The sequence below is a fragment of the Halomonas qinghailakensis genome (assembly GCF_025820815.1).
In the GTDB taxonomy this organism is placed as follows: domain Bacteria; phylum Pseudomonadota; class Gammaproteobacteria; order Pseudomonadales; family Halomonadaceae; genus Vreelandella; species Vreelandella qaidamensis.
Map to the genome: position 1 here is coordinate 2814361 of NZ_CP096973.1, position 24863 is coordinate 2839223.

Annotated in this window: 13 protein-coding genes; 9 read left to right on the forward strand and 4 right to left on the reverse strand. The window is 54.5% G+C overall.

Going from position 1 to position 24863, the window contains the following annotated elements; translation table 11 throughout:
• Positions 1-11 precede the first annotated feature (11 nt).
• From M0220_RS13025 to M0220_RS13045, 5 genes are all read left to right on the forward strand, one after another.
• Positions 12-3434 (forward strand): beta strand repeat-containing protein, encoded by a 3423-nt coding sequence (locus M0220_RS13025; RefSeq protein WP_264017844.1) that lies wholly within the window; start codon positions 12-14, stop codon positions 3432-3434.
• A complete protein-coding gene (locus M0220_RS13030) occupies positions 3431-5038 on the forward strand; it encodes a beta strand repeat-containing protein (RefSeq protein WP_264017845.1) in 1608 nt (535 codons plus the stop codon). Before M0220_RS13025 ends, M0220_RS13030 begins: the two co-directional genes overlap by 4 nt.
• On the forward strand, positions 4950-5498 hold the full coding sequence (locus M0220_RS13035) for an immunoglobulin-like domain-containing protein (protein ID WP_264017846.1): 549 nt from the start codon (positions 4950-4952) through the stop codon (positions 5496-5498). Before M0220_RS13030 ends, M0220_RS13035 begins: the two co-directional genes overlap by 89 nt.
• Before the next feature lie 22 nt (positions 5499-5520).
• The gene (locus M0220_RS13040; protein WP_264017847.1) at positions 5521-13671 is read left to right on the forward strand and encodes an immunoglobulin-like domain-containing protein; all 8151 of its coding nucleotides are present in this window, start codon (positions 5521-5523) and stop codon (positions 13669-13671) included.
• A 103-nt stretch (positions 13672-13774) separates the two neighbouring features.
• The gene (locus tag M0220_RS13045) at positions 13775-14098 is read left to right on the forward strand and encodes a hypothetical protein (protein WP_030071757.1); all 324 of its coding nucleotides are present in this window, start codon (positions 13775-13777) and stop codon (positions 14096-14098) included.
• 64 nt (positions 14099-14162) lie between these two features.
• On the opposite strand, the gene M0220_RS13050 is transcribed toward M0220_RS13045, so the two are convergent.
• From M0220_RS13050 to M0220_RS13060, 3 genes are all read right to left on the reverse strand, one after another.
• Positions 14163-16070, reverse strand: coding sequence for an EAL domain-containing protein (locus M0220_RS13050; protein WP_030071759.1), 1908 nt, complete (start codon positions 16068-16070; stop codon positions 14163-14165).
• A gap of 14 nt (positions 16071-16084) precedes the next feature.
• The gene (locus M0220_RS13055; protein ID WP_264017848.1) at positions 16085-16798 is read right to left on the reverse strand and encodes a transglutaminase-like cysteine peptidase; all 714 of its coding nucleotides are present in this window, start codon (positions 16796-16798) and stop codon (positions 16085-16087) included.
• Positions 16799-16983: 185 nt separating this feature from the next.
• Positions 16984-17655 carry an arylesterase gene (locus tag M0220_RS13060; RefSeq protein WP_264017850.1) on the reverse strand — a complete coding sequence of 224 codons (672 nt, stop codon included), beginning with the start codon at positions 17653-17655 and terminating at the stop codon, positions 16984-16986.
• Here M0220_RS13060 and M0220_RS13065 point away from each other — a divergent pair.
• The 4 genes from M0220_RS13065 (at position 17654) to glyA (ending at position 23908) form a co-directional block, all read left to right on the forward strand.
• The gene (locus M0220_RS13065) at positions 17654-18487 is read left to right on the forward strand and encodes an ABC transporter ATP-binding protein (protein WP_264017851.1); all 834 of its coding nucleotides are present in this window, start codon (positions 17654-17656) and stop codon (positions 18485-18487) included. The genes M0220_RS13060 and M0220_RS13065 overlap by 2 nt on opposite strands.
• A complete protein-coding gene (locus M0220_RS13070; protein WP_264017852.1) occupies positions 18480-21044 on the forward strand; it encodes an ABC transporter permease in 2565 nt (854 codons plus the stop codon). The genes M0220_RS13065 and M0220_RS13070 overlap by 8 nt, the downstream gene beginning before the upstream one ends.
• A gap of 51 nt (positions 21045-21095) precedes the next feature.
• Positions 21096-22487 carry a hypothetical protein gene (locus M0220_RS13075; protein ID WP_264017853.1) on the forward strand — a complete coding sequence of 464 codons (1392 nt, stop codon included), beginning with the start codon at positions 21096-21098 and terminating at the stop codon, positions 22485-22487.
• Positions 22488-22642: 155 nt separating this feature from the next.
• Positions 22643-23908: a serine hydroxymethyltransferase gene (gene glyA / locus M0220_RS13080; protein ID WP_030071771.1), complete on the forward strand. Its 1266-nt coding sequence runs from the start codon at positions 22643-22645 to the stop codon at positions 23906-23908.
• Between the two features lie 135 nt (positions 23909-24043).
• On the opposite strand, the gene M0220_RS13085 is transcribed toward glyA, so the two are convergent.
• Complete coding sequence (locus M0220_RS13085) at positions 24044-24844, reverse strand: glycosyltransferase family 32 protein (protein ID WP_264017854.1); 801 nt, start codon at positions 24842-24844, stop codon at positions 24044-24046.
• Positions 24845-24863: the final 19 nt, after the last annotated feature.

The window sequence follows — 24863 nt, forward strand, 5'->3', positions numbered from 1 at the left end:
AGACCATTACGGTGGCCGCCAACGAACTGACCGGCAGCACGAACTTCACGTTCAATGACCCGGACGTGTTCCTCGACGACAACGTCATTAGTGCCCCGACCAACTTCAGCGGCAGCGACAACAGCGGCTACGAAGACCTGGTACTGGTCAACAACGCCACGTCCCACGAAGTCGATGACACAATTGACACCGTGAACGCCACGCTGACGTCCAGTCTGGCGGCGGGTGGTAACGAAGACGGTGCCACGGTGACCTACACCGTCACGCTGGACAACGCCCCGACCACCGAAGAAACCTTCACCTTCGATGTTAACGGCGAGCAGCAGACCATTACGGTGGCCGCCAACGAACTGACCGGCAGCACGAACTTCACGTTCAATGACCCGGACGTGTTCCTCGACGACAACGTCATTAGTGCCCCGACCAACTTCAGCGGCAGCGACAACAGCGGCTACGAAGACCTGGTACTGGTCAACAACGCCACGTCCCACGAAGTCGATGACACAATTGACACCGTGAACGCCACGCTGACGTCCAGTCTGGCGGCGGGTGGTAACGAAGACGGTGCCACGGTGACCTACACCGTCACGCTGGACAACGCCCCGACCACCGAAGAAACCTTCACCTTCGATGTTAACGGCGAGCAGCAGACCATTACGGTGGCCGCCAACGAACTGACCGGCAGCACGAACTTCACGTTCAATGACCCGGACGTGTTCCTCGACGACAACGTCATTAGTGCCCCGACCAACTTCAGCGGCAGCGACAACAGCGGCTACGAAGACCTGGTACTGGTCAACAACGCCACGTCCCACGAAGTCGATGACACAATTGACACCGTGAACGCCACGCTGACGTCCAGTCTGGCGGCGGGTGGTAACGAAGACGGTGCCACGGTGACCTACACCGTCACGCTGGACAACGCCCCGACCACCGAAGAAACCTTCACCTTCGATGTTAACGGCGAGCAGCAGACCATTACGGTGGCCGCCAACGAACTGACCGGCAGCACGAACTTCACGTTCAATGACCCGGACGTGTTCCTCGACGACAACGTCATTAGTGCCCCGACCAACTTCAGCGGCAGCGACAACAGCGGCTACGAAGACCTGGTACTGGTCAACAACGCCACGTCCCACGAAGTCGATGACACAATTGACACCGTGAACGCCACGCTGACGTCCAGTCTGGCGGCGGGTGGTAACGAAGACGGTGCCACGGTGACCTACACCGTCACGCTGGACAACGCCCCGACCACCGAAGAAACCTTCACCTTCGATGTTAACGGCGAGCAGCAGACCATTACGGTGGCCGCCAACGAACTGACCGGCAGCACGAACTTCACGTTCAATGACCCGGACGTGTTCCTCGACGACAACGTCATTAGTGCCCCGACCAACTTCAGCGGCAGCGACAACAGCGGCTACGAAGACCTGGTACTGGTCAACAACGCCACGTCCCACGAAGTCGATGACACAATTGACACCGTGAACGCCACGCTGACGTCCAGTCTGGCGGCGGGTGGTAACGAAGACGGTGCCACGGTGACCTACACCGTCACGCTGGACAACGCCCCGACCACCGAAGAAACCTTCACCTTCGATGTTAACGGCGAGCAGCAGACCATTACGGTGGCCGCCAACGAACTGACCGGCAGCACGAACTTCACGTTCAATGACCCGGACGTGTTCCTCGACGACAACGTCATTAGTGCCCCGACCAACTTCAGCGGCAGCGACAACAGCGGCTACGAAGACCTGGTACTGGTCAACAACGCCACGTCCCACGAAGTCGATGACACAATTGACACCGTGAACGCCACGCTGACGTCCAGTCTGGCGGCGGGTGGTAACGAAGACGGTGCCACGGTGACCTACACCGTCACGCTGGACAACGCCCCGACCACCGAAGAAACCTTCACCTTCGATGTTAACGGCGAGCAGCAGACCATTACGGTGGCCGCCAACGAACTGACCGGCAGCACGAACTTCACGTTCAATGACCCGGACGTGTTCCTCGACGACAACGTCATTAGTGCCCCGACCAACTTCAGCGGCAGCGACAACAGCGGCTACGAAGACCTGGTACTGGTCAACAACGCCACGTCCCACGAAGTCGATGACACAATTGACACCGTGAACGCCACGCTGACGTCCAGTCTGGCGGCGGGTGGTAACGAAGACGGTGCCACGGTGACCTACACCGTCACGCTGGACAACGCCCCGACCACCGAAGAAACCTTCACCTTCGATGTTAACGGCGAGCAGCAGACCATTACGGTGGCCGCCAACGAACTGACCGGCAGCACGAACTTCACGTTCAATGACCCGGACGTGTTCCTCGACGACAACGTCATTAGTGCCCCGACCAACTTCAGCGGCAGCGACAACAGCGGCTACGAAGACCTGGTACTGGTCAACAACGCCACGTCCCACGAAGTCGATGACACAATTGACACCGTGAACGCCACGCTGACGTCCAGTCTGGCGGCGGGTGGTAACGAAGACGGTGCCACGGTGACCTACACCGTCACGCTGGACAACGCCCCGACCACCGAAGAAACCTTCACCTTCGATGTTAACGGCGAGCAGCAGACCATTACGGTGGCCGCCAACGAACTGACCGGCAGCACGAACTTCACGTTCAATGACCCGGACGTGTTCCTCGACGACAACGTCATTAGTGCCCCGACCAACTTCAGCGGCAGCGACAACAGCGGCTACGAAGACCTGGTACTGGTCAACAACGCCACGTCCCACGAAGTCGATGACACAATTGACACCGTGAACGCCACGCTGACGTCCAGTCTGGCGGCGGGTGGTAACGAAGACGGTGCCACGGTGACCTACACCGTCACGCTGGACAACGCCCCGACCACCGAAGAAACCTTCACCTTCGATGTTAACGGCGAGCAGCAGACCATTACGGTGGCCGCCAACGAACTGACCGGCAGCACGAACTTCACGTTCAATGACCCGGACGTGTTCCTCGACGACAACGTCATTAGTGCCCCGACCAACTTCAGCGGCAGCGACAACAGCGGCTACGAAGACCTGGTACTGGTCAACAACGCCACGTCCCACGAAGTCGATGACACAATTGACACCGTGAACGCCACGCTGACGTCCAGTCTGGCGGCGGGTGGTAACGAAGACGGTGCCACGGTGACCTACACCGTCACGCTGGACAACGCCCCGACCACCGAAGAAACCTTCACCTTCGATGTTAACGGCGAGCAGCAGACCATTACGGTGGCCGCCAACGAACTGACCGGCAGCACGAACTTCACGTTCAATGACCCGGACGTGTTCCTCGACGACAACGTCATTAGTGCCCCGACAACTTCAGCGGCAGCGACAACAGCGGCTACGAAGACCTGGTACTGGTCAACAACGCCACGTCCCACGAAGTCGATGACACAATTGACACCGTGAACGCCACGCTGACGTCCAGTCTGGCGGCGGGTGGTAACGAAGACGGTGCCACGGTGACCTACACCGTCACGCTGGACAACGCCCCGACCACCGAAGAAACCTTCACCTTCGATGTTAACGGCGAGCAGCAGACCATTACGGTGGCCGCCAACGAACTGACCGGCAGCACGAACTTCACGTTCAATGACCCGGACGTGTTCCTCGACGACAACGTCATTAGTGCCCCGACCAACTTCAGCGGCAGCGACAACAGCGGCTACGAAGACCTGGTACTGGTCAACAACGCCACGTCCCACGAAGTCGATGACACAATTGACACCGTGAACGCCACGCTGACGTCCAGTCTGGCGGCGGGTGGTAACGAAGACGGTGCCACGGTGACCTACACCGTCACGCTGGACAACGCCCCGACCACCGAAGAAACCTTCACCTTCGATGTTAACGGCGAGCAGCAGACCATTACGGTGGCCGCCAACGAACTGACCGGCAGCACGAACTTCACGTTCAATGACCCGGACGTGTTCCTCGACGACAACGTCATTAGTGCCCCGACCAACTTCAGCGGCAGCGACAACAGCGGCTACGAAGACCTGGTACTGGTCAACAACGCCACGTCCCACGAAGTCGATGACACAATTGACACCGTGAACGCCACGCTGACGTCCAGTCTGGCGGCGGGTGGTAACGAAGACGGTGCCACGGTGACCTACACCGTCACGCTGGACAACGCCCCGACCACCGAAGAAACCTTCACCTTCGATGTTAACGGCGAGCAGCAGACCATTACGGTGGCCGCCAACGAACTGACCGGCAGCACGAACTTCACGTTCAATGACCCGGACGTGTTCCTCGACGACAACGTCATTAGTGCCCCGACCAACTTCAGCGGCAGCGACAACAGCGGCTACGAAGACCTGGTACTGGTCAACAACGCCACGTCCCACGAAGTCGATGACACAATTGACACCGTGAACGCCACGCTGACGTCCAGTCTGGCGGCGGGTGGTAACGAAGACGGTGCCACGGTGACCTACACCGTCACGCTGGACAACGCCCCGACCACCGAAGAAACCTTCACCTTCGATGTTAACGGCGAGCAGCAGACCATTACGGTGGCCGCCAACGAACTGACCGGCAGCACGAACTTCACGTTCAATGACCCGGACGTGTTCCTCGACGACAACGTCATTAGTGCCCCGACCAACTTCAGCGGCAGCGACAACAGCGGCTACGAAGACCTGGTACTGGTCAACAACGCCACGTCCCACGAAGTCGATGACACAATTGACACCGTGAACGCCACGCTGACGTCCAGTCTGGCGGCGGGTGGTAACGAAGACGGTGCCACGGTGACCTACACCGTCACGCTGGACAACGCCCCGACCACCGAAGAAACCTTCACCTTCGATGTTAACGGCGAGCAGCAGACCATTACGGTGGCCGCCAACGAACTGACCGGCAGCACGAACTTCACGTTCAATGACCCGGACGTGTTCCTCGACGACAACGTCATTAGTGCCCCGACCAACTTCAGCGGCAGCGACAACAGCGGCTACGAAGACCTGGTACTGGTCAACAACGCCACGTCCCCACGAAGTCGATGACACAATTGACACCGTGAACGCCACGCTGACGTCCAGTCTGGCGGCGGGTGGTAACGAAGACGGTGCCACGGTGACCTACACCGTCACGCTGGACAACGCCCCGACCACCGAAGAAACCTTCACCTTCGATGTTAACGGCGAGCAGCAGACCATTACGGTGGCCGCCAACGAACTGACCGGCAGCACGAACTTCACGTTCAATGACCCGGACGTGTTCCTCGACGACAACGTCATTAGTGCCCCGACCAACTTCAGCGGCAGCGACAACAGCGGCTACGAAGACCTGGTACTGGTCAACAACGCCACGTCCCACGAAGTCGATGACACAATTGACACCGTGAACGCCACGCTGACGTCCAGTCTGGCGGCGGGTGGTAACGAAGACGGTGCCACGGTGACCTACACCGTCACGCTGGACAACGCCCCGACCACCGAAGAAACACCTCACCTTCGATGTTAACGGCGAGCAGCAGACCATTACGGTGGCCGCCAACGAACTGACCGGCAGCACGAACTTCACGTTCAATGACCCGGACGTGTTCCTCGACGACAACGTCATTAGTGCCCCGACCAACTTCAGCGGCAGCGACAACAGCGGCTACGAAGACCTGGTACTGGTCAACAACGCCACGTCCCACGAAGTCGATGACACAATTGACACCGTGAACGCCACGCTGACGTCCAGTCTGGCGGCGGGTGGTAACGAAGACGGTGCCACGGTGACCTACACCGTCACGCTGGACAACGCCCCGACCACCGAAGAAACCTTCACCTTCGATGTTAACGGCGAGCAGCAGACCATTACGGTGGCCGCCAACGAACTGACCGGCAGCACGAACTTCACGTTCAATGACCCGGACGTGTTCCTCGACGACAACGTCATTAGTGCCCCGACCAACTTCAGCGGCAGCGACAACAGCGGCTACGAAGACCTGGTACTGGTCAACAACGCCACGTCCCACGAAGTCGATGACACAATTGACACCGTGAACGCCACGCTGACGTCCAGTCTGGCGGCGGGTGGTAACGAAGACGGTGCCACGGTGACCTACACCGTCACGCTGGACAACGCCCCGACCACCGAAGAAACCTTCACCTTCGATGTTAACGGCGAGCAGCAGACCATTACGGTGGCCGCCAACGAACTGACCGGCAGCACGAACTTCACGTTCAATGACCCGGACGTGTTCCTCGACGACAACGTCATTAGTGCCCCGACCAACTTCAGCGGCAGCGACAACAGCGGCTACGAAGACCTGGTACTGGTCAACAACGCCACGTCCCACGAAGTCGATGACACAATTGACACCGTGAACGCCACGCTGACGTCCAGTCTGGCGGCGGGTGGTAACGAAGACGGTGCCACGGTGACCTACACCGTCACGCTGGACAACGCCCCGACCACCGAAGAAACCTTCACCTTCGATGTTAACGGCGAGCAGCAGACCATTACGGTGGCCGCCAACGAACTGACCGGCAGCACGAACTTCACGTTCAATGACCCGGACGTGTTCCTCGACGACAACGTCATTAGTGCCCCGACCAACTTCAGCGGCAGCGACAACAGCGGCTACGAAGACCTGGTACTGGTCAACAACGCCACGTCCCACGAAGTCGATGACACAATTGACACCGTGAACGCCACGCTGACGTCCAGTCTGGCGGCGGGTGGTAACGAAGACGGTGCCACGGTGACCTACACCGTCACGCTGGACAACGCCCCGACCACCGAAGAAACCTTCACCTTCGATGTTAACGGCGAGCAGCAGACCATTACGGTGGCCGCCAACGAACTGACCGGCAGCACGAACTTCACGTTCAATGACCCGGACGTGTTCCTCGACGACAACGTCATTAGTGCCCCGACCAACTTCAGCGGCAGCGACAACAGCGGCTACGAAGACCTGGTACTGGTCAACAACGCCACGTCCCACGAAGTCGATGACACAATTGACACCGTGAACGCCACGCTGACGTCCAGTCTGGCGGCGGGTGGTAACGAAGACGGTGCCACGGTGACCTACACCGTCACGCTGGACAACGCCCCGACCACCGAAGAAACCTTCACCTTCGATGTTAACGGCGAGCAGCAGACCATTACGGTGGCCGCCAACGAACTGACCGGCAGCACGAACTTCACGTTCAATGACCCGGACGTGTTCCTCGACGACAACGTCATTAGTGCCCCGACCAACTTCAGCGGCAGCGACAACAGCGGCTACGAAGACCTGGTACTGGTCAACAACGCCACGTCCCACGAAGTCGATGACACAATTGACACCGTGAACGCCACGCTGACGTCCAGTCTGGCGGCGGGTGGTAACGAAGACGGTGCCACGGTGACCTACACCGTCACGCTGGACAACGCCCCGACCACCGAAGAAACCTTCACCTTCGATGTTAACGGCGAGCAGCAGACCATTACGGTGGCCGCCAACGAACTGACCGGCAGCACGAACTTCACGTTCAATGACCCGGACGTGTTCCTCGACGACAACGTCATTAGTGCCCCGACCAACTTCAGCGGCAGCGACAACAGCGGCTACGAAGACCTGGTACTGGTCAACAACGCCACGTCCCACGAAGTCGATGACACAATTGACACCGTGAACGCCACGCTGACGTCCAGTCTGGTGGCGGGTGGTAACGAAGACGGTGCCACGGTGACCTACACCGTCACGCTGGACAACGCCCCGACCACCGAAGAAACCTTCACCTTCGATGTTAACGGCGAGCAGCAGACCATTACGGTGGCCGCCAACGAACTGACCGGCAGCACGAACTTCACGTTCAATGACCCGGACGTGTTCCTCGACGACAACGTCATTAGTGCCCCGACCAACTTCAGCGGCAGCGACAACAGCGGCTACGAAGACCTGGTACTGGTCAACAACGCCACGTCCCACGAAGTCGATGACACAATTGACACCGTGAACGCCACGCTGACGTCCAGTCTGGCGGCGGGTGGTAACGAAGACGGTGCCACGGTGACCTACACCGTCACGCTGGACAACGCCCCGACCACCGAAGAAACCTTCACCTTCGATGTTAACGGCGAGCAGCAGACCATTACGGTGGCCGCCAACGAACTGACCGGCAGCACGAACTTCACGTTCAATGACCCGGACGTGTTCCTCGACGACAACGTCATTAGTGCCCCGACCAACTTCAGCGGCAGCGACAACAGCGGCTACGAAGACCTGGTACTGGTCAACAACGCCACGTCCCACGAAGTCGATGACACAATTGACACCGTGAACGCCACGCTGACGTCCAGTCTGGCGGCGGGTGGTAACGAAGACGGTGCCACGGTGACCTACACCGTCACGCTGGACAACGCCCCGACCACCGAAGAAACCTTCACCTTCGATGTTAACGGCGAGCAGCAGACCATTACGGTGGCCGCCAACGAACTGACCGGCAGCACGAACTTCACGTTCAATGACCCGGACGTGTTCCTCGACGACAACGTCATTAGTGCCCCGACCAACTTCAGCGGCAGCGACAACAGCGGCTACGAAGACCTGGTACTGGTCAACAACGCCACGTCCCACGAAGTCGATGACACAATTGACACCGTGAACGCCACGCTGACGTCCAGTCTGGCGGCGGGTGGTAACGAAGACGGTGCCACGGTGACCTACACCGTCACGCTGGACAACGCCCCGACCACCGAAGAAACCTTCACCTTCGATGTTAACGGCGAGCAGCAGACCATTACGGTGGCCGCCAACGAACTGACCGGCAGCACGAACTTCACGTTCAATGACCCGGACGTGTTCCTCGACGACAACGTCATTAGTGCCCCGACCAACTTCAGCGGCAGCGACAACAGCGGCTACGAAGACCTGGTACTGGTCAACAACGCCACGTCCCACGAAGTCGATGACACAATTGACACCGTGAACGCCACGCTGACGTCCAGTCTGGCGGCGGGTGGTAACGAAGACGGTGCCACGGTGACCTACACCGTCACGCTGGACAACGCCCCGACCACCGAAGAAACCTTCACCTTCGATGTTAACGGCGAGCAGCAGACCATTACGGTGGCCGCCAACGAACTGACCGGCAGCACGAACTTCACGTTCAATGACCCGGACGTGTTCCTCGACGACAACGTCATTAGTGCCCCGACCAACTTCAGCGGCAGCGACAACAGCGGCTACGAAGACCTGGTACTGGTCAACAACGCCACGTCCCACGAAGTCGATGACACAATTGACACCGTGAACGCCACGCTGACGTCCAGTCTGGCGGCGGGTGGTAACGAAGACGGTGCCACGGTGACCTACACCGTCACGCTGGACAACGCCCCGACCACCGAAGAAACCTTCACCTTCGATGTTAACGGCGAGCAGCAGACCATTACGGTGGCCGCCAACGAACTGACCGGCAGCACGAACTTCACGTTCAATGACCCGGACGTGTTCCTCGACGACAACGTCATTAGTGCCCCGACCAACTTCAGCGGCAGCGACAACAGCGGCTACGAAGACCTGGTACTGGTCAACAACGCCACGTCCCACGAAGTCGATGACACAATTGACACCGTGAACGCCACGCTGACGTCCAGTCTGGCGGCGGGTGGTAACGAAGACGGTGCCACGGTGACCTACACCGTCACGCTGGACAACGCCCCGACCACCGAAGAAACCTTCACCTTCGATGTTAACGGCGAGCAGCAGACCATTACGGTGGCCGCCAACGAACTGACCGGCAGCACGAACTTCACGTTCAATGACCCGGACGTGTTCCTCGACGACAACGTCATTAGTGCCCCGACCAACTTCAGCGGCAGCGACAACAGCGGCTACGAAGACCTGGTACTGGTCAACAACGCCACGTCCCACGAAGTCGATGACACAATTGACACCGTGAACGCCACGCTGACGTCCAGTCTGGTGGCGGGTGGTAACGAAGACGGTGCCACGGTGACCTACACCGTCACGCTGGACAACGCCCCGACCACCGAAGAAACCTTCACCTTCGATGTTAACGGCGAGCAGCAGACCATTACGGTGGCCGCCAACGAACTGACCGGCAGCACGAACTTCACGTTCAATGACCCGGACGTGTTCCTCGACGACAACGTCATTAGTGCCCCGACCAACTTCAGCGGCAGCGACAACAGCGGCTACGAAGACCTGGTACTGGTCAACAACGCCACGTCCCACGAAGTCGATGACACAATTGACACCGTGAACGCCACGCTGACGTCCAGTCTGGCGGCGGGTGGTAACGAAGACGGTGCCACGGTGACCTACACCGTCACGCTGGACAACGCCCCGACCACCGAAGAAACCTTCACCTTCGATGTTAACGGCGAGCAGCAGACCATTACGGTGGCCGCCAACGAACTGACCGGCAGCACGAACTTCACGTTCAATGACCCGGACGTGTTCCTCGACGACAACGTCATTAGTGCCCCGACCAACTTCAGCGGCAGCGACAACAGCGGCTACGAAGACCTGGTGCTGGTCAACAACGCCACGTCCCACGAAGTCGATGACACAATCGACACTACAACGCTCACATTGAACGATGTCACAGTAAAAGAAGGAGCGGGCACCGCCACTATTAACGGTACGCTCAGCAACCCTTCAGGCCAAGAGTTCACTGTTACGCTGAGCAATGGTGCCACCATCACGTTTGCTGAAGGCGACACCGAAGGAACCTCGACACCGTTCGATATCCAGGGTGACGATGTCTACATTGATCCGGAAAGCTACGAAGTTAGTATCACCGATATAGGTGATAATAACTTCGAAGATCTTGATGCAAGCAGCACTGCCACGGTTAAAATCACAGATACCATTGACACCACCACCGTCAGTATTAATGCCACTGTGACTAAAACCTCTGTGATCAATGTTGGTAATGTTGATAACACTGATAGCTTCACCGTGACTGCTTATAAAGCGGATGGTGAATTAGGAACGCTGACAAAAGTTATCAATACAAACCATGACGGGTTTGGCGTGGCTGGCAGGACTTCTGGTGGTGCCGCTGAAACCGAGCTTGGCTATGTTACTGGTGTTGGAAGTGAAGCTATCGTCGTTGACTTTAACAACGAAGTGAAAAGCTTTGATGTTCAGTTCGCTTGGAGAAACAACAACGAAAAAGCCAAGGTTGAATTCTTTGATGAGGATGGAAACTCTGTTGGCTCGGCAGTTGTATCGGGTGGTGGCACGTCAACGGATGCGTTAGTGACTTACTACGATGCAGCTGGCAACTTCACGAAAAGTGAGCGTGCACCAGGTGGGTCTGATCGGGTTGATAACTCATATACCTTCAAGCCTGGAAGTGAAGAAACGTTTAGCAGAGCCGAGTTCACTGCAGTTGGTTTTGATGATGACTATTTGGTTCACTCGATTGCCTACAAAGAAGTAATGAATGGTGAGGCGACCAGTATCAATGGTCCGTCGGATGTTACCTTTGATATCGAGACATCTAATCGCCCAGATCCAAGTCAATATACCTTCACTGGCGATGACTTCCCGACAGCAATAGTATTAATTGATGGTCAGGAACACGTAGTCAAATTGGATGTGAACGGTAAGGGGTCGGTTAGCATTACAACTGATGGTGACACTGATCTTACTGCTGAAGTTATCGAGGTTAATGGTAACTTCGAGAACGTAGACGTTCCCACTAGCCTCACTCTGTATGAAGGTGGGCTTGAGACCGGCAATAACGGAGATAACACCGTTGAAGGTGGTCAAGGCGACGACATAATTGTAGCTGACGAAGGCGGGGCGGACGTTAATGTTCAGCCTGGAAAAAACTACAATGTCGCGCTTATTGTCGATACGTCAGGTTCTATGCAGTATGACTTGAATGGACAGGGCAGTGTTAACAATAATCCTGATGGGATTAATGACAGTGTTTACTCTGCTTCCAGAATGAAATTGGTTAAGGACTCGCTGTTGCAGCTTGCTGAACAGCTTAAAAATCATGATGGAGACATTAATGTTTCGCTGATTGCTTTTGAGTCAAATATCGAGCTGAAAGCGAACATTCAGAATCTGACAGAGCAAAACATTGACGAGCTGTTGGCTGCAATTGGCCGTACCAAAACCGAGGGTTTACAAGGTCTTGGTGGCACTAATTACGAGGGAGCATTTATTGAGGCTTCTAATTGGTTTGCGCTGCAACCGGGCGAGAGTGATGGTTATAAAAACTTAACCTACTTCCTGACGGATGGCGATCCAACATTTAGTAATAGTGGTAATAACGGCGCTGGAAATGTCACGGACGAGAAGGATATGCGGGATGCTATTGAAGCCTTCGTTCCTTTGAGTGGGGTAAGCTCGGTACATGCCATTGGTATTGGCGATGGCGTTACCGTTAATAATCTTAAGTACTTCGATAACACGGACAAGGTGAGCTTAGTTAAGGCACCTTACGGGATTCCAGAAGAGGTATTAGCCGATTTTAGTAATAACGGTGGTTGGAATAACGCCAACAGCTGGAGCACGCCTTCATCAGGCGGCACGTTGAGCCGAGAAGGAAGCTCGAATCGCTATATGGAAATTAGTGATACGTCGGTGAACAATGTTGCTTATACAGTTGCTACCCCCCAGTTTGATGTTGGTACAGGGGAGTATGCAGGTATTTCTTTCTCCTACATTATGCGTGACTATTTCGATAGTGCAGCGTGGAAACTGCAAAAGCTGGATGGTAACAGCTGGACTGATGTTGAAGGCCAGGGGGGAGAGTTAGGTTTCTCATATAATTGGAGATCAGCTGCGAGCAGCGCGCTAGAGCAAGGCGAATACCGTATTGTGTATAGTGTCAATAACGCGACTACATATGGTGATGCCACGCTTTATATTGACGACATAAAACTCACGCCTTATGTGCCACAAGGCGAAGTAAATATCGTCAATAGTGCCGACGAGCTAAATGCTGCTCTAGTAAGTGGCTCGACCAACACAGAACTGGCCGAGTTGGGCGATGACGTTGTGAATGGTGGCGATGGCAACGACATCATCTTTGGCGACGCGATTAACACCGATGCCTTGGACTGGGAGGGTCGAGAGTTACCTGCTGGCTCAGGCATAGCTGCATTAAGAGAATATTTAAAAGTCACTAATGGTGGGGAGGCGCCCACCGAACAGCAGTTGTATGACTATATCAAGGCCAGTCACGCTGAGTTCAATGTCGAGAGCGATACGCGCGGCGGAAGTGATGAGCTGTATGGTGGTAAAGGAAACGATATTGTCTACGGCCAAGGCGGTGATGATCTGCTGGTTGGTGGCGAAGGTAACGATCTGCTCTTCGGTGGCCTTGGCGCTGACACCTTCAAGTGGGAATTGAATGACCAAGGTACTTCGGATAGTCCTGCGATTGATACAGTGATGGACTTCAACTCAGGTGAAGGCGATAAACTGGATATTGGTGAGTTATTGGATTATGAAAACGGTGACTCGCTAGATGCCTATATTGTCGCGGAAGAAGACAGCGGTGATACAGTGCTGTATGTCAACTCTGAAGGGGGCTTGGCAGGCGATAAAGAGAATGCTGATCAAGTTATTCGTTTAGAGGGTAAGAGCTTCTCTGACTTTGGTGGTGGCGGATCACAGGATGTAATCCTCCATATGATCCAAAACGGAAAGCTAGATATCGAGTAACCTTCACTCACCCAAACAGGCCGCCTACGGGCGGCCTTGTTATATCCACTCTCGAATGTCATTTCGCTATACTTAGGCGCTTTTACTTATAGAGGAAGCCGCTATGCTTTACATCAAACGCAATGCCGAAGGGGAGATCGTGATGCTCAGTAAAGAGCCATCGCCGGAGTGTAATGACACTATTAATGAAGATTCGCCGGAGGTGTTCGCTTTTTTAGCTGAGCAAACGGGGCAGTCGGCGCAGTTTATTGCCTCTGACTTGGCCTTTGTACGAGTGGTGGAAGATATGCTGGAAGTGCTGCTAGAGAAAGGCTTGCTGAGTTTCACGGACTTGCCTGCGGCGGCACAAAAAAAGGTGATGGAGCGTAAGTCGTTGCGGTCGAAGAATGATATTAATTTGCTAGGCGATGAAGACGAATTGATTTAATACGGCGCGTCGTTAGACGCGCTGTTTGCTGGCAGTTACCTGACCTTCGAAAAACGACTACTCTTTAATTCAGGCGCACGCCTGGTCCGGTGGCTCCGTCAACGCCTACTTTGAAGAGACTTTCCAATTCGGCTTGTTCAGTCACTCCTTCTGCGATCACCTGAATGCCAAGGGAGTGGCATAGCGTGGCCATTCCTCGCACGATGGTTTGCTGTTCATGAGAGGTATGAATCCCTCCAATCAAGCTGCTGTCTATTTTTAGGTAGGCAAGCCCGATGTCGTGTAAATCGGCAAGTTTGGTGAATTCTGCCCCGACATGTTCAATCCCAAACTGACAGCCTAACGGTCTGAGCGCGGTACATAAGCCGCGAAGGCTACCAATAGCATGGGTATTCAAAATAGCGGGTACTTCGAAGCACAGCTGTTTGGCAAGTTGTGGTTGTTTTTCGAGCAGTCGTCTTAACTCAATCACAAATTCAGCATTGGTGATGGAGGCAATTGAAAGATTAATACCAAGGGTTTGTGCGGGGTTGCTAGTCAGTTGCTCCAGGGCTTTTTTAACCACGGCAATATCGAGTGCAGGTTCTAAGTGAAAGCGCGAAATCCAGGGAATAAACATGCCAGCGGTTTGCCAGTTATTGGCAAGCTCTAGGCGAGCAGGGCATTCATAATGCAGTACGTTATGGTGGGCATCAATAACGGGGAAATAAGCGAGCTGCGGCCCTAACGTAATGGCAGCATTTAGCGCTGAACGCCATTCAGCGTGGTTACCAAAGAGCGAGTTATGTTGGTGCTCTCGTACAGCTACGGTGGTGTGGGCGCTTGCACTTTCGGCTTCAGCAAGGGCATCGTCTAAGGTAGCCAGTAAACCACCTCGGTCATCATGGGGCGTGTAGGCAACCACGGCGGTCGGTAAACGCATGCCGATATTGGGTGCCTTGAGCGCGATGGTATCTAGCGCTTGGCGTAGGCGCGGTATGAGTGCGCCAGTGTCAGCTTCTAGCGGTAGCATCAGGATAAAATCGCTGCCGTTTAAGCGCCCAACCAGTGCTTCTTCTGGCGTGGGGGCCAGCTGGGAGAGTTGTGTCACTAACTCACTGAGTAACTGGTCAGTGGCTTGGTGGCCTAGCTGCTCATTAAGCGTTTCAAGTGACTCCACTCGGGTCATTATCATTAGCCCCGTGGCACGGGCGTCTTCACTCCCTAGTAATGATGATAAACGGCCCATAAACACGTCGCGATTGAGCGCCCCTGTGACACGGTCATGCTGCAGATGGCGACGCAGTTCATCCAGTTTTTGGCTTTCCTGGCTGAGCATTTGGCGCACATTGGCAGATAAAACGTTCATTGCTTGGGCCACTTCACGTAGCTCTAATGTGCGGGGTTCTTTAATGGTGGTAAAGCGCCGGGCGCTGATATCTTTTGCTTGGGCGACCACCCGCACAAGAGGGTGCTTGATACCGCGTACCACCACTGTGGCGATGGCGAGGCTGATCGCTCCAGCCAGCAAGAACCAGCCAGCGAGCTCAAGCATAATGCGCCACAAAGAGGCATAGGCGAAACTGTGCTGACTTTCGAGTTCAAGCGTACCGAATTGCCGCCAGCCGTCTTGTATCGTTGCGGTGCCAATGGGTACATCGAAGTGAATAACGTTGCGGAACCATGCGGGTACATCGCCGCGGTATTCGCTGGCGGAGCGCTCAATAAGCACCTGACCTTCGGTGTCACGTAGGGTAATACGGCGGTAATAGCCGGTATCGAACTGTGCGGAAATTAACAGTTCGAGCGTCACTATGTCCTTTTCGAGCTGGCTCATGGAAAGTGCTAATGCCGTTGCATTGTCCTCATTTTTAATGCGCACTTCCTGCTCAATATAGTCGCGGCCCGAGGTAATGCTGATCGCAAGGCTGCCGACAAATGAAAGCAACAGTAGCGCAATAATGGCCAGCCAAAGCTGTTTAATCAGCGACATAGTGCTTAATCCTCTTAAATAAAACCTTGTGATTGCATCCGTTCAACGACATTACGCCAGCGCGATAGCCGCGCTAACGGGTCCGCACGTGATTGCGTTGTGCCACCGGCCCACAGCCCTTCACTATTAAAACTGAACACGGGGTCTAGATCGGTGCGTTGAGAAGCAGGGGAAATAGACGGAGAGATATTATCAAGTACCAAGGGCTCGCCGCTGGGCGTTGAGTAGTAACCAAGTACCATGTGTGCCTGGGTGATCTGGCTGCGGCCAATGCGCGCTCGTACATAAATCATACGCAGGCGTTCACCGGGAACGCTGAGCTGCTTCAGGGTGATGTACTTAGCAATAGAGTAATCTTCACAATCGCCCTGTGCTTTACCCATGGCCTCTAATGGCGTTGCCCAGAAGTCTTCTTGCCCCCATACGTGAATATCATCCACCCAGCGTATTCGGCGGTTAAAAAAGTCGTTGACCTCGCGAAGTTGCGTTTGCACCTCTTGACCACGCAAACGTTCCAACAGGGCAAACCACTCTTCTAAAACAGCAAGCCCGCTTTGGCCGTACTGCTGTTGCATGCTCTGCCGTAAGCGTTGGGGGTTGAAAGCAGTGGCAGGCGAGGCATGAAAACCTAACCCTGCGCCCAGCACAACTGCGCCGACAGTGGCTAAAAACTGTCGGCGCGAAAGCGGTTTAAGCGGAGGGCGAGTGGATGCAGGCATAAACGCCATGAGTAATAGTTAATAAGCATTAAGCCTACAAGCTACGGCGTTGAAGTGCACTATTTCCTTAGTGCTATCTATATCCTAAGTGCTAGCTACTGCCTAAATTCTATCTATTTCCTTAGTGCTATCTGCTTAGCAGCGCCTCATTAGATTGGGTGGGTATGGAGTGGGGATAAAGGGCTATCGTTGTGTCATTCAGCGGATGCTTGAAACACGCTGTCGAGCAGTGGTTCCAGGGCTGGCCAGACGTTGTCTAAAATAATTGGCTGGGCCTCGGCGGTGGGGTGTATGCCGTCGTCTTGCATCAGTTGTTCATTAAGTGCGATATCTTCCAACAAGAAAGGTACGAGCGGTACGTCATACTCATCAGCTAACGAATGAAAAACACTCGTAAAGGCATCGCGGTAGGCTTGGCCGTAGTTAGGCGGAATATCAATGCCGAGCAATAATACATCGGCTCCTGCCTGTTGGCTTTGCTCAATCATGCTGGCTAGGTTGGAGCGCATTTGAGTCGGTGGGAGGCCACGTAAGCCATCGTTGCCGCCTAGTTCAAGCAGAACGATATCAGGCTGTCGTTGTCCGATAATATTAGCCAATCGTTGTGCACCGCCGGACGTCGTTTCACCGCTGATACTGGCATTGATGACTTGGGCTTCACCATCTAGCCTCTCGGCCAATAACGTGACCCAACCCAGCTCTTGCTCTATACCATAGGCGGCACTAAGACTATCGCCCATGACTAAAAGTGTTGGGCGTTGGTCAGCGTTGAGTGCAGACGCGTTAAAGATGACTATCAGTGCCAGCAACCCTCCGGTTACCATGCGGTTCAGTCTTTGCCACGCTACAGGGATGCCATGCTTCATGTCTTACTCCTCTAATCCACAAGCCAATTTGGATCCACAAACCAATTTGCCAACCGATGATGCCACTTCGCATCAGCCCACCACCGACACCATCATCGCCAGCAATGTTCCTCACAAGCAAGCTCACCAGCCAGTCCTGCATGCTGAAAAACTGTCTAAACGGGTGAGAAGCGGGGAGCGTTCGTTAACTATCTTACACGACCTTTCGTTGAGCGTGGCAGCGGGAGAAAGTGTTGCCATTCTTGGTAAAAGCGGTGCTGGTAAGTCGACCTTGCTAGGGTTGTTGGCGGGGTTAGACACGCCCAGTGATGGGGAACTGACACTGTTTGGCCAGCCGCTAAGCCAAATGGATGAAGATGGGCGGGCGGCGTTGCGTGCCGGAAGAGTCGGTTTTGTATTTCAAAACTTTCAGCTGTTACCGACGTTAAGCGCACTGGAAAATGTGCTATTGCCATTAGAGTTGTCTCCCCGAGCAGGAGAGACTCAGGCAGCGGCGCAGTGGCTTGAGCGAGTTGGGCTTGGCGAGCGCGTAGGGCATCTGCCTAAGCAGCTTTCAGGGGGTGAGCAGCAGCGCGTTGCCATTGCACGGGCGTTTGTTACCGACCCTGAACTAGTCTTTGCCGACGAGCCAACCGGTAACCTTGACCCCGAAACAGGGGCACAAATTATTGACCTGCTTTTCACACTGAACCGTGAAGCGGGCACCACCCTTATTTTAGTAACTCATGACCACGCACTTGCGCGCCGTTGCGACCGATGTTTGCGCCTGGCGAACGGGCAGTTAATGGCGTTTGAGCCAACGGCTGTTGCCAGCGGGGGTGGCGATGAGTGAACTAAACTGGCGGCTTGCGGCGCGTAGTTTGAAGCGTGATCTACGTGCCGCCGATGTTCGCGCGCTGTTTGTCGCGCTGGTATTGGCGGTAGCTGCTTCTACCATGATCGCCTTTTTTCTAGATCGCTTAGAGCGTGGATTAGAGCGCCAAGCCGGTCAAATGCTGGGGGGGGATTTAGTTTTAGAGCAGCGCGAACCGTTCTCGGAAGAACTACGCACGACGCTAGAGCAGGCGGGTTTTACGCTGAGTGACCAGGTGGATCTGGTGTCGATGATTAGTCGTGGCGAGCGTTTCCAGCCAGCTAGTTTGAAAGCGGTGGATGATGTCTATCCTCATTATGGCGTTTCCCATGTGGATCGCGGGGACGGGGTTGAGCAGGTTGCATCAGGCCCTCCACCAGGGGAAGCCTGGGCAGACCCGCGGTTAGCAGAACTGATTGATATTGCGATAGGCGACCGTGTTCAAGTAGGTCAAACGGAACTGCTGATTAGTGGGATTATCGAGCGTGAGGCCGATCAGTCTGCCGGTTTTGGTAATTTCAACCCACGCTTAATGCTCAATACTGCTGACCTGGAAGCAACAGGGTTGGTGCAGTTGGGTTCACGCCTTGAGTTTGAGCTGCTTGCTGCGGGGCCGCCTGCGGCATTGGAGCAAGTGCAGGGTTTGCTGGCCGAACTAAGGCGTGATGGGGTGGACGTACGTGATGTGCGTGTTGACCGTCCTCAGTTAGGCAACGCGCTTCAACGCGCTGAGAGTTATCTGGGGCTTGCCGGCTTGGCAGCCGTCTTGTTAGCGGGCGTGGCGGTGGCAATGTCGACCCGCCGTTACGTTGAGCGCCATCTAGACACCGCTGCATTGCTGCGTTGCTTTGGCGCTAGCCAATATCAATTAGTGACTATTTTTACCCTGCAATTAATGGGTCTCGCACTAATGGCTGCGATTATTGGCGCGCTGTTGGGGCTTATTGGTCAGGCTGTGCTGCTTTGGCTGTTAACAAGTTTTCTGCCGATGACACTGCCGCCCCCTGGCATTATGCCGCTGTGGCTGGGCATTTTTACTGCACTTGCGGTACTGGTTGGTTTTGCTGGGCCCACCCTGTTACGCATTAAGCGTGTTAGTGCGTTAAAAGTGTTACGCCGTGAGCTTGATCCCCTACCGCCGTCTGCTTGGTTAGTGGTGGGTGTGGCGAGCGTAGTATTTGGTGGTCTGTTATGGCTTTACTCGGGTAGCTTTTCGCTTGCTCTGGCGCTACTCATCGGTGGTGCAGCCCTATTAGGACTATTGTGGATGGCTAGCACGCTGTTGCTAAACGGCCTGTTGAAAGCTGTTCAGCGGCTTTCCGGTGGGAGCGAGTGGGGTCAAGCGTTTCGCTTGGGCGGCAGGCAACTGGCTCGCCGAAAGCAGGCAGGGCTTGGGCAGCTGTTGGCGTTTTCGGTCACCTTCTTTGCCATGGCGATGATCGTGCTGGTTCGGGGTGATTTACTGACCACGTGGCAAGATCAGTTGCCGGAAAATACCCCTAATTACTTTGCTATCAATATTCAGCCCAGTGAGCGAGATGCCTTCGAAGATGCGGTTGCTCCACGGGTGGAAACCCAAAGTACGCTATATCCGATGGTGCGAGGTCGCATCAGCGCGATCAACGGTCAACCACCGATAGAAGCCGTTCCACCCGATGCCAGAGGCGATAACTCGCTGCGTCGTGAACTGAACCTTACCTGGCAATCAGCGTTGCCCGAAGGTAATCAGGTCGTCGCCGGAGAGTGGTTTTCACAACCGAGTGAGCCACAGGGATGGATGAGCGAGGTGGACGCCACGCCTCAGGAAACCTCTAACGTTGTGCCCATCTCAGTGGAAGATGGATTAGCAGAGCGCCTTGGCCTTGGGTTGGGCGACGAGCTAACGTTCTCTGTAGGCGGTGATACCATTACTACCCGCATTGAGAGCCTGCGTAGCCTTAACTGGGATAGCTTCAACCCGAACTTCTTCGTCATTTTCCCCCCTGGCGTGCTCGAAGCGTTCGGTCATAGCTTTATCACGGCGTTTCATTTGCCAGAACAAGAGCAGGGCTTAATCCGGCAGTTGGTCAGTGATTTCCCAGGTGTATCATTGCTTAATGTGGATGCCATTTTAGGCCAAGTGCGTGAGGTGCTTACCCAGGTTACTCGGGCAGTAGAGCTGGTGCTTATCCTAGTGCTGATGGCAGGGGTTAGCGTGCTTTATGCTGCACTGACGGCTAGCCGCCCCGTACGCGCCCATGAGAGTGGCTTGCTGCGTGTATTTGGTGCAGGTAACCGAATGATTTCACGGGTACAAGGTGCTGAATATGCGCTGCTTGGTTTTGCCAGTGGTTTAATGGGGGCCTTCCTTGCAGAATTTGCCACTGCCGCACTTTATCTTTATTGGCTTGATTTAACACCGCGCCTGCATATGGGCCTATGGCTTGTTCTACCTTTTGGAGGTGCGTTGCTAATTGGCATTATCGGACATGCCCTCTCTTATAGCCTGCGGCGTCAAGCGCCTGCGGCTAGCTTAGGGTTGCTTGGTGAAGCTTAACAGCACGTTTCCAAATGCTATGCTTAGCGCTTCTCACAAGGAGGTCATGAGATGCCTGTGTCTCTAGGTTATCGCCAGTTTACGGCTGGTTTTTCATTACTGCTTCTTTCCGGTGGGGTGGGCGCTTCACCCCAGCAGTTTGAAGCAGATCTTCGCGAGCGGCTGGGTGGTGAAGCGAGCGCCTTCGAGGTTGCCGAGGTCTATGAGCAGTCTGAGGCTACGATCGCGGAAGACATAGCGATTACTTATGCCAATGGTGACGTGTTTACCATCAAACGTTACCGCGTTGAAGGGGACTACCATCGTCCCGATAACGTAGTCATTGATGGTATGGCCGTTAGCGAGGCAGGCAACTCTCAGCCTTTTTTCAGTGTTGCTTTCATTGAATTGCCAGACGCTTCGCAAGCAGTGCCCTCGTTTGATGAAATGAGTGCGTCTGACGTGGTATGGAAGGCGCTGAATGCGCGTGACATCACGCTAAATTTACAAGGTGAGGCAGCAGATGAGTTTTTTAGTGAGCTAGATTCACCTCCCTTCGAGGGACAGTTGCATATTGAAACGCTCACGCTTGAAGAAGTCAGCAGTAGCGCCATTGGCTTGTTTGATTTGCAGGGAGTTAATGCTGATTTTAACGACTTGGAAAGCGGGGTTAATTCGGTTTTTTCGCTCGCTAATTTGCGAATTGAGCAGCTAACCGGGATCGATACGCCTGGGGAAGAGAGTGTCGAGCACGCCGTATTAAATGGCGTGAACCTGTCCGGAGATGATTGGAGCATAGTGTTGGATAGTGCCTGGGTAGAAGGCAATGCCTATGTGGGCGATGCAGGCTTCGAAGGTGCATTTTTTGACATTGGGGGGCTGCTGCCTCTACTGCCACCTGAGCAACGACAAGAGTTCGAAACTTTCAACAAGGTACTTACCGGTGGTAGTGGTCAGTTCGGAGCTGAAGGGCGCAGCCATTCCCGTTGGGAAGAAGAGGGGGAGAGTGATCGGCTGATTGCTGATGGCTATTTGCGCTTGAGTGGTGCTGCAAGCGTTGAATACAGCCTTGATTTGCCGATCATGTTGCCAAAAAATGTTTCCATTGAGCAGGCAATGCAAACTCCCTCACTGTTTGAATCAGCAACGTTGCAGGGTGGTGAGGTGAACGTGGCTTATACCGATGAAGGGTTATTACCACGATTAACCACTGAAATTGCGGCAAACGAGAACATTACCGAAGCACAAGCCGTTTCTCAGGCGTTGGGCCAAGCTCGTCAGCTTGAGCCATTATTAGGCCCCCAAATAACTAAATTAATGACAGGGTTAGTCGATATTATGGCGGGTCATTCCCAAGCCTTAACGGTTAATGTGGCCTTGCCCAACCCGTTTATTATTAACCAATTCATAATGAATCCTATGGGGAATGCCGAACAGTTTACGTTCACCTTTGAGCTGAAGTAGCGTGGTTGACCAGTTAGTCAGTTTTTACTGATTGCTTCAACATGAAATACGCTCATGCACGACCTGACGCGGATGCGATGAAAGTCGCGTCAGGCTGCGTTATGATAGCGCCCTAGATTCTCCATGATGATCCTTTCGTAACGAGGTTCCCGCCGATGTTCAGCCGCGATATGACAATTGCCGGATTCGATGATGTGCTTTTTGACGCGATGCAAAAAGAAGTTGCACGCCAGGAAGCTCACATTGAATTGATTGCTTCTGAAAACTACGCCAGCCCCCGCGTATTGGAAGCGCAAGGCAGCCAGCTGACCAATAAATACGCCGAAGGCTATCCAGGTAAGCGCTACTATGGCGGCTGTGAATTTGTCGATATCGCTGAAAATCTTGCGATCGACTACGCCAAGCAGCTGTTCGGCGCGACCTACGTGAATGTTCAGCCTCACTCTGGTTCTCAGGCCAATAGCGCGGTTTTCCAAGCGCTGGTAAAACCGGGTGACACTATCTTGGGTATGAGCCTGGATGCGGGCGGTCACTTAACCCATGGTGCCAAGCCTAACTTCTCTGGCAAGCACTACAATGCTATCCAGTATGGGCTGAACGAGCAGGGCTTCATTGATTATGAACAGGTGGCCGAGCTTGCTCGCGAGCACAAGCCCAAAATGATCATTGCTGGTTTCTCGGCCTATTCACAAATTGTTGATTGGGCTAAGTTCCGTGAGATCGCTGACGAAGTAGGTGCCTACCTGCTGGTGGATATGGCACACGTCTCTGGTTTGGTCGCTGCAGGCGTTTACCCCAGCCCGCTGCCCCATGCCCATGTGGTGACCTCTACTACCCATAAAACCCTGCGTGGTCCACGCAGCGGCGTCATTCTTTCTGCGGAAAACGATGCAGATATCGAGAAGAAGCTGCAGTCAGCGGTCTTCCCGGGTGGCCAAGGTGGCCCGTTGATGCATGTTATCGCTGCTAAAGCGATTTGCTTCAAAGAAGCTATGGCACCTGAGTTCAAAACCTACCAGCAGCAGGTGGTGAAAAACGCCCAGGCGATGGCCAAGGTGTTTATCGATCGTGGCTACGATATCGTGTCTGGCGGCACTGAAGACCACTTGTTCCTATTGTCTCTGATCAAGCAAGGCGTGACCGGTAAAGATGCTGACGCCGCTCTTGGCCGTGCGCACATCACCGTGAACAAAAACGCAGTGCCTAACGATCCGCAAAGCCCGTTCGTAACCTCTGGCTTGCGCATTGGTACGCCGGCGGTGACCACTCGTGGCTTTGGTGAAGAGGAGTGCACCCAACTGGCTGGCTGGATTTGCGATATCCTAGATGTGCTGGCTAAGGGCGATGACACCAGCGCTATCGAAGCCCAAGTGCTTGATAAAGTGGCACAGGTGTGTGGTCGCTTCCCGGTTTACAAGTAATCGAAATGCGTTTTGCCATGCCGTATAAACCTTTCTAGATCGTCTAGTCGCGGTATGGCAACGCAGAAAGCGATAAAAAAAGCGCTAACCTTCACGGTTAGCGCTTTTTTGTTGGTATGAAAGACGATCTTAAGATCAAGGCTCTTTTTGGCGAATAATGCTGACTTTTTTCTGCTCCTTCGTCCATTTGCCTGCTTTTTTATCAACGTACTGAAAGTACTCGTTAGTGAAATTGCCCTGGTTGCAGGCATGGCGATATGACACCGTGGGTACCGCGTTTTGATCGAGCAACTGAATAAATACGCCAGGACCAGTGAGTTCAAACACGTTGGTGAGCGTGTTCTCTTCAATGTTTTGTTGCACTCGATCAATCAGCCTGCGTAGGTTGGGGTTGCCTGGTTTGCTGGCGATGAAGTAGTTGCTCAGCTCACCCTTACGGGTCGTGACATAGAGTTCGTCAATATCGGCAGGAACAACGCGGGCAAGTGGCCAAATGGCATGTGCGTCAATATCTAGGTAAACGCCACCGTACTTGTAGAGCACCATGAGGCGCCAAAAATCCGCCTGTGCTGCGCCAATTTGCAACTTTGAATAGCTGGTGAATAGGGCGTCGTCGAAATTCTCTTTAATGAAGTCACTCCGCGCCTCGGTAATCATGAAGCGATATTCGAAACGGGGCGCCATGAGCCGGTTAAACAAGTAGTTCAGATAAACCGGCAGCGTCACCTTATTAGTAAAGTTAGTCTGCCAAATAATACGTGGGATAGACGAATGGTCTTTAGGTGCTAGCCAAGGCGCGGCATGGGCTGGCAGGGTGAAGCGTTTGTTCGGCAGCACGGCATGAAAAATATAGCTAAGCAGCTTAGTAATGTTTGCGCATAGCTTTATCAAGCGACTAGTGGCCACAATAAGTGGTTTGCTTGTGCGGGTGGGCATGTTCATCCTTTTCATTCGT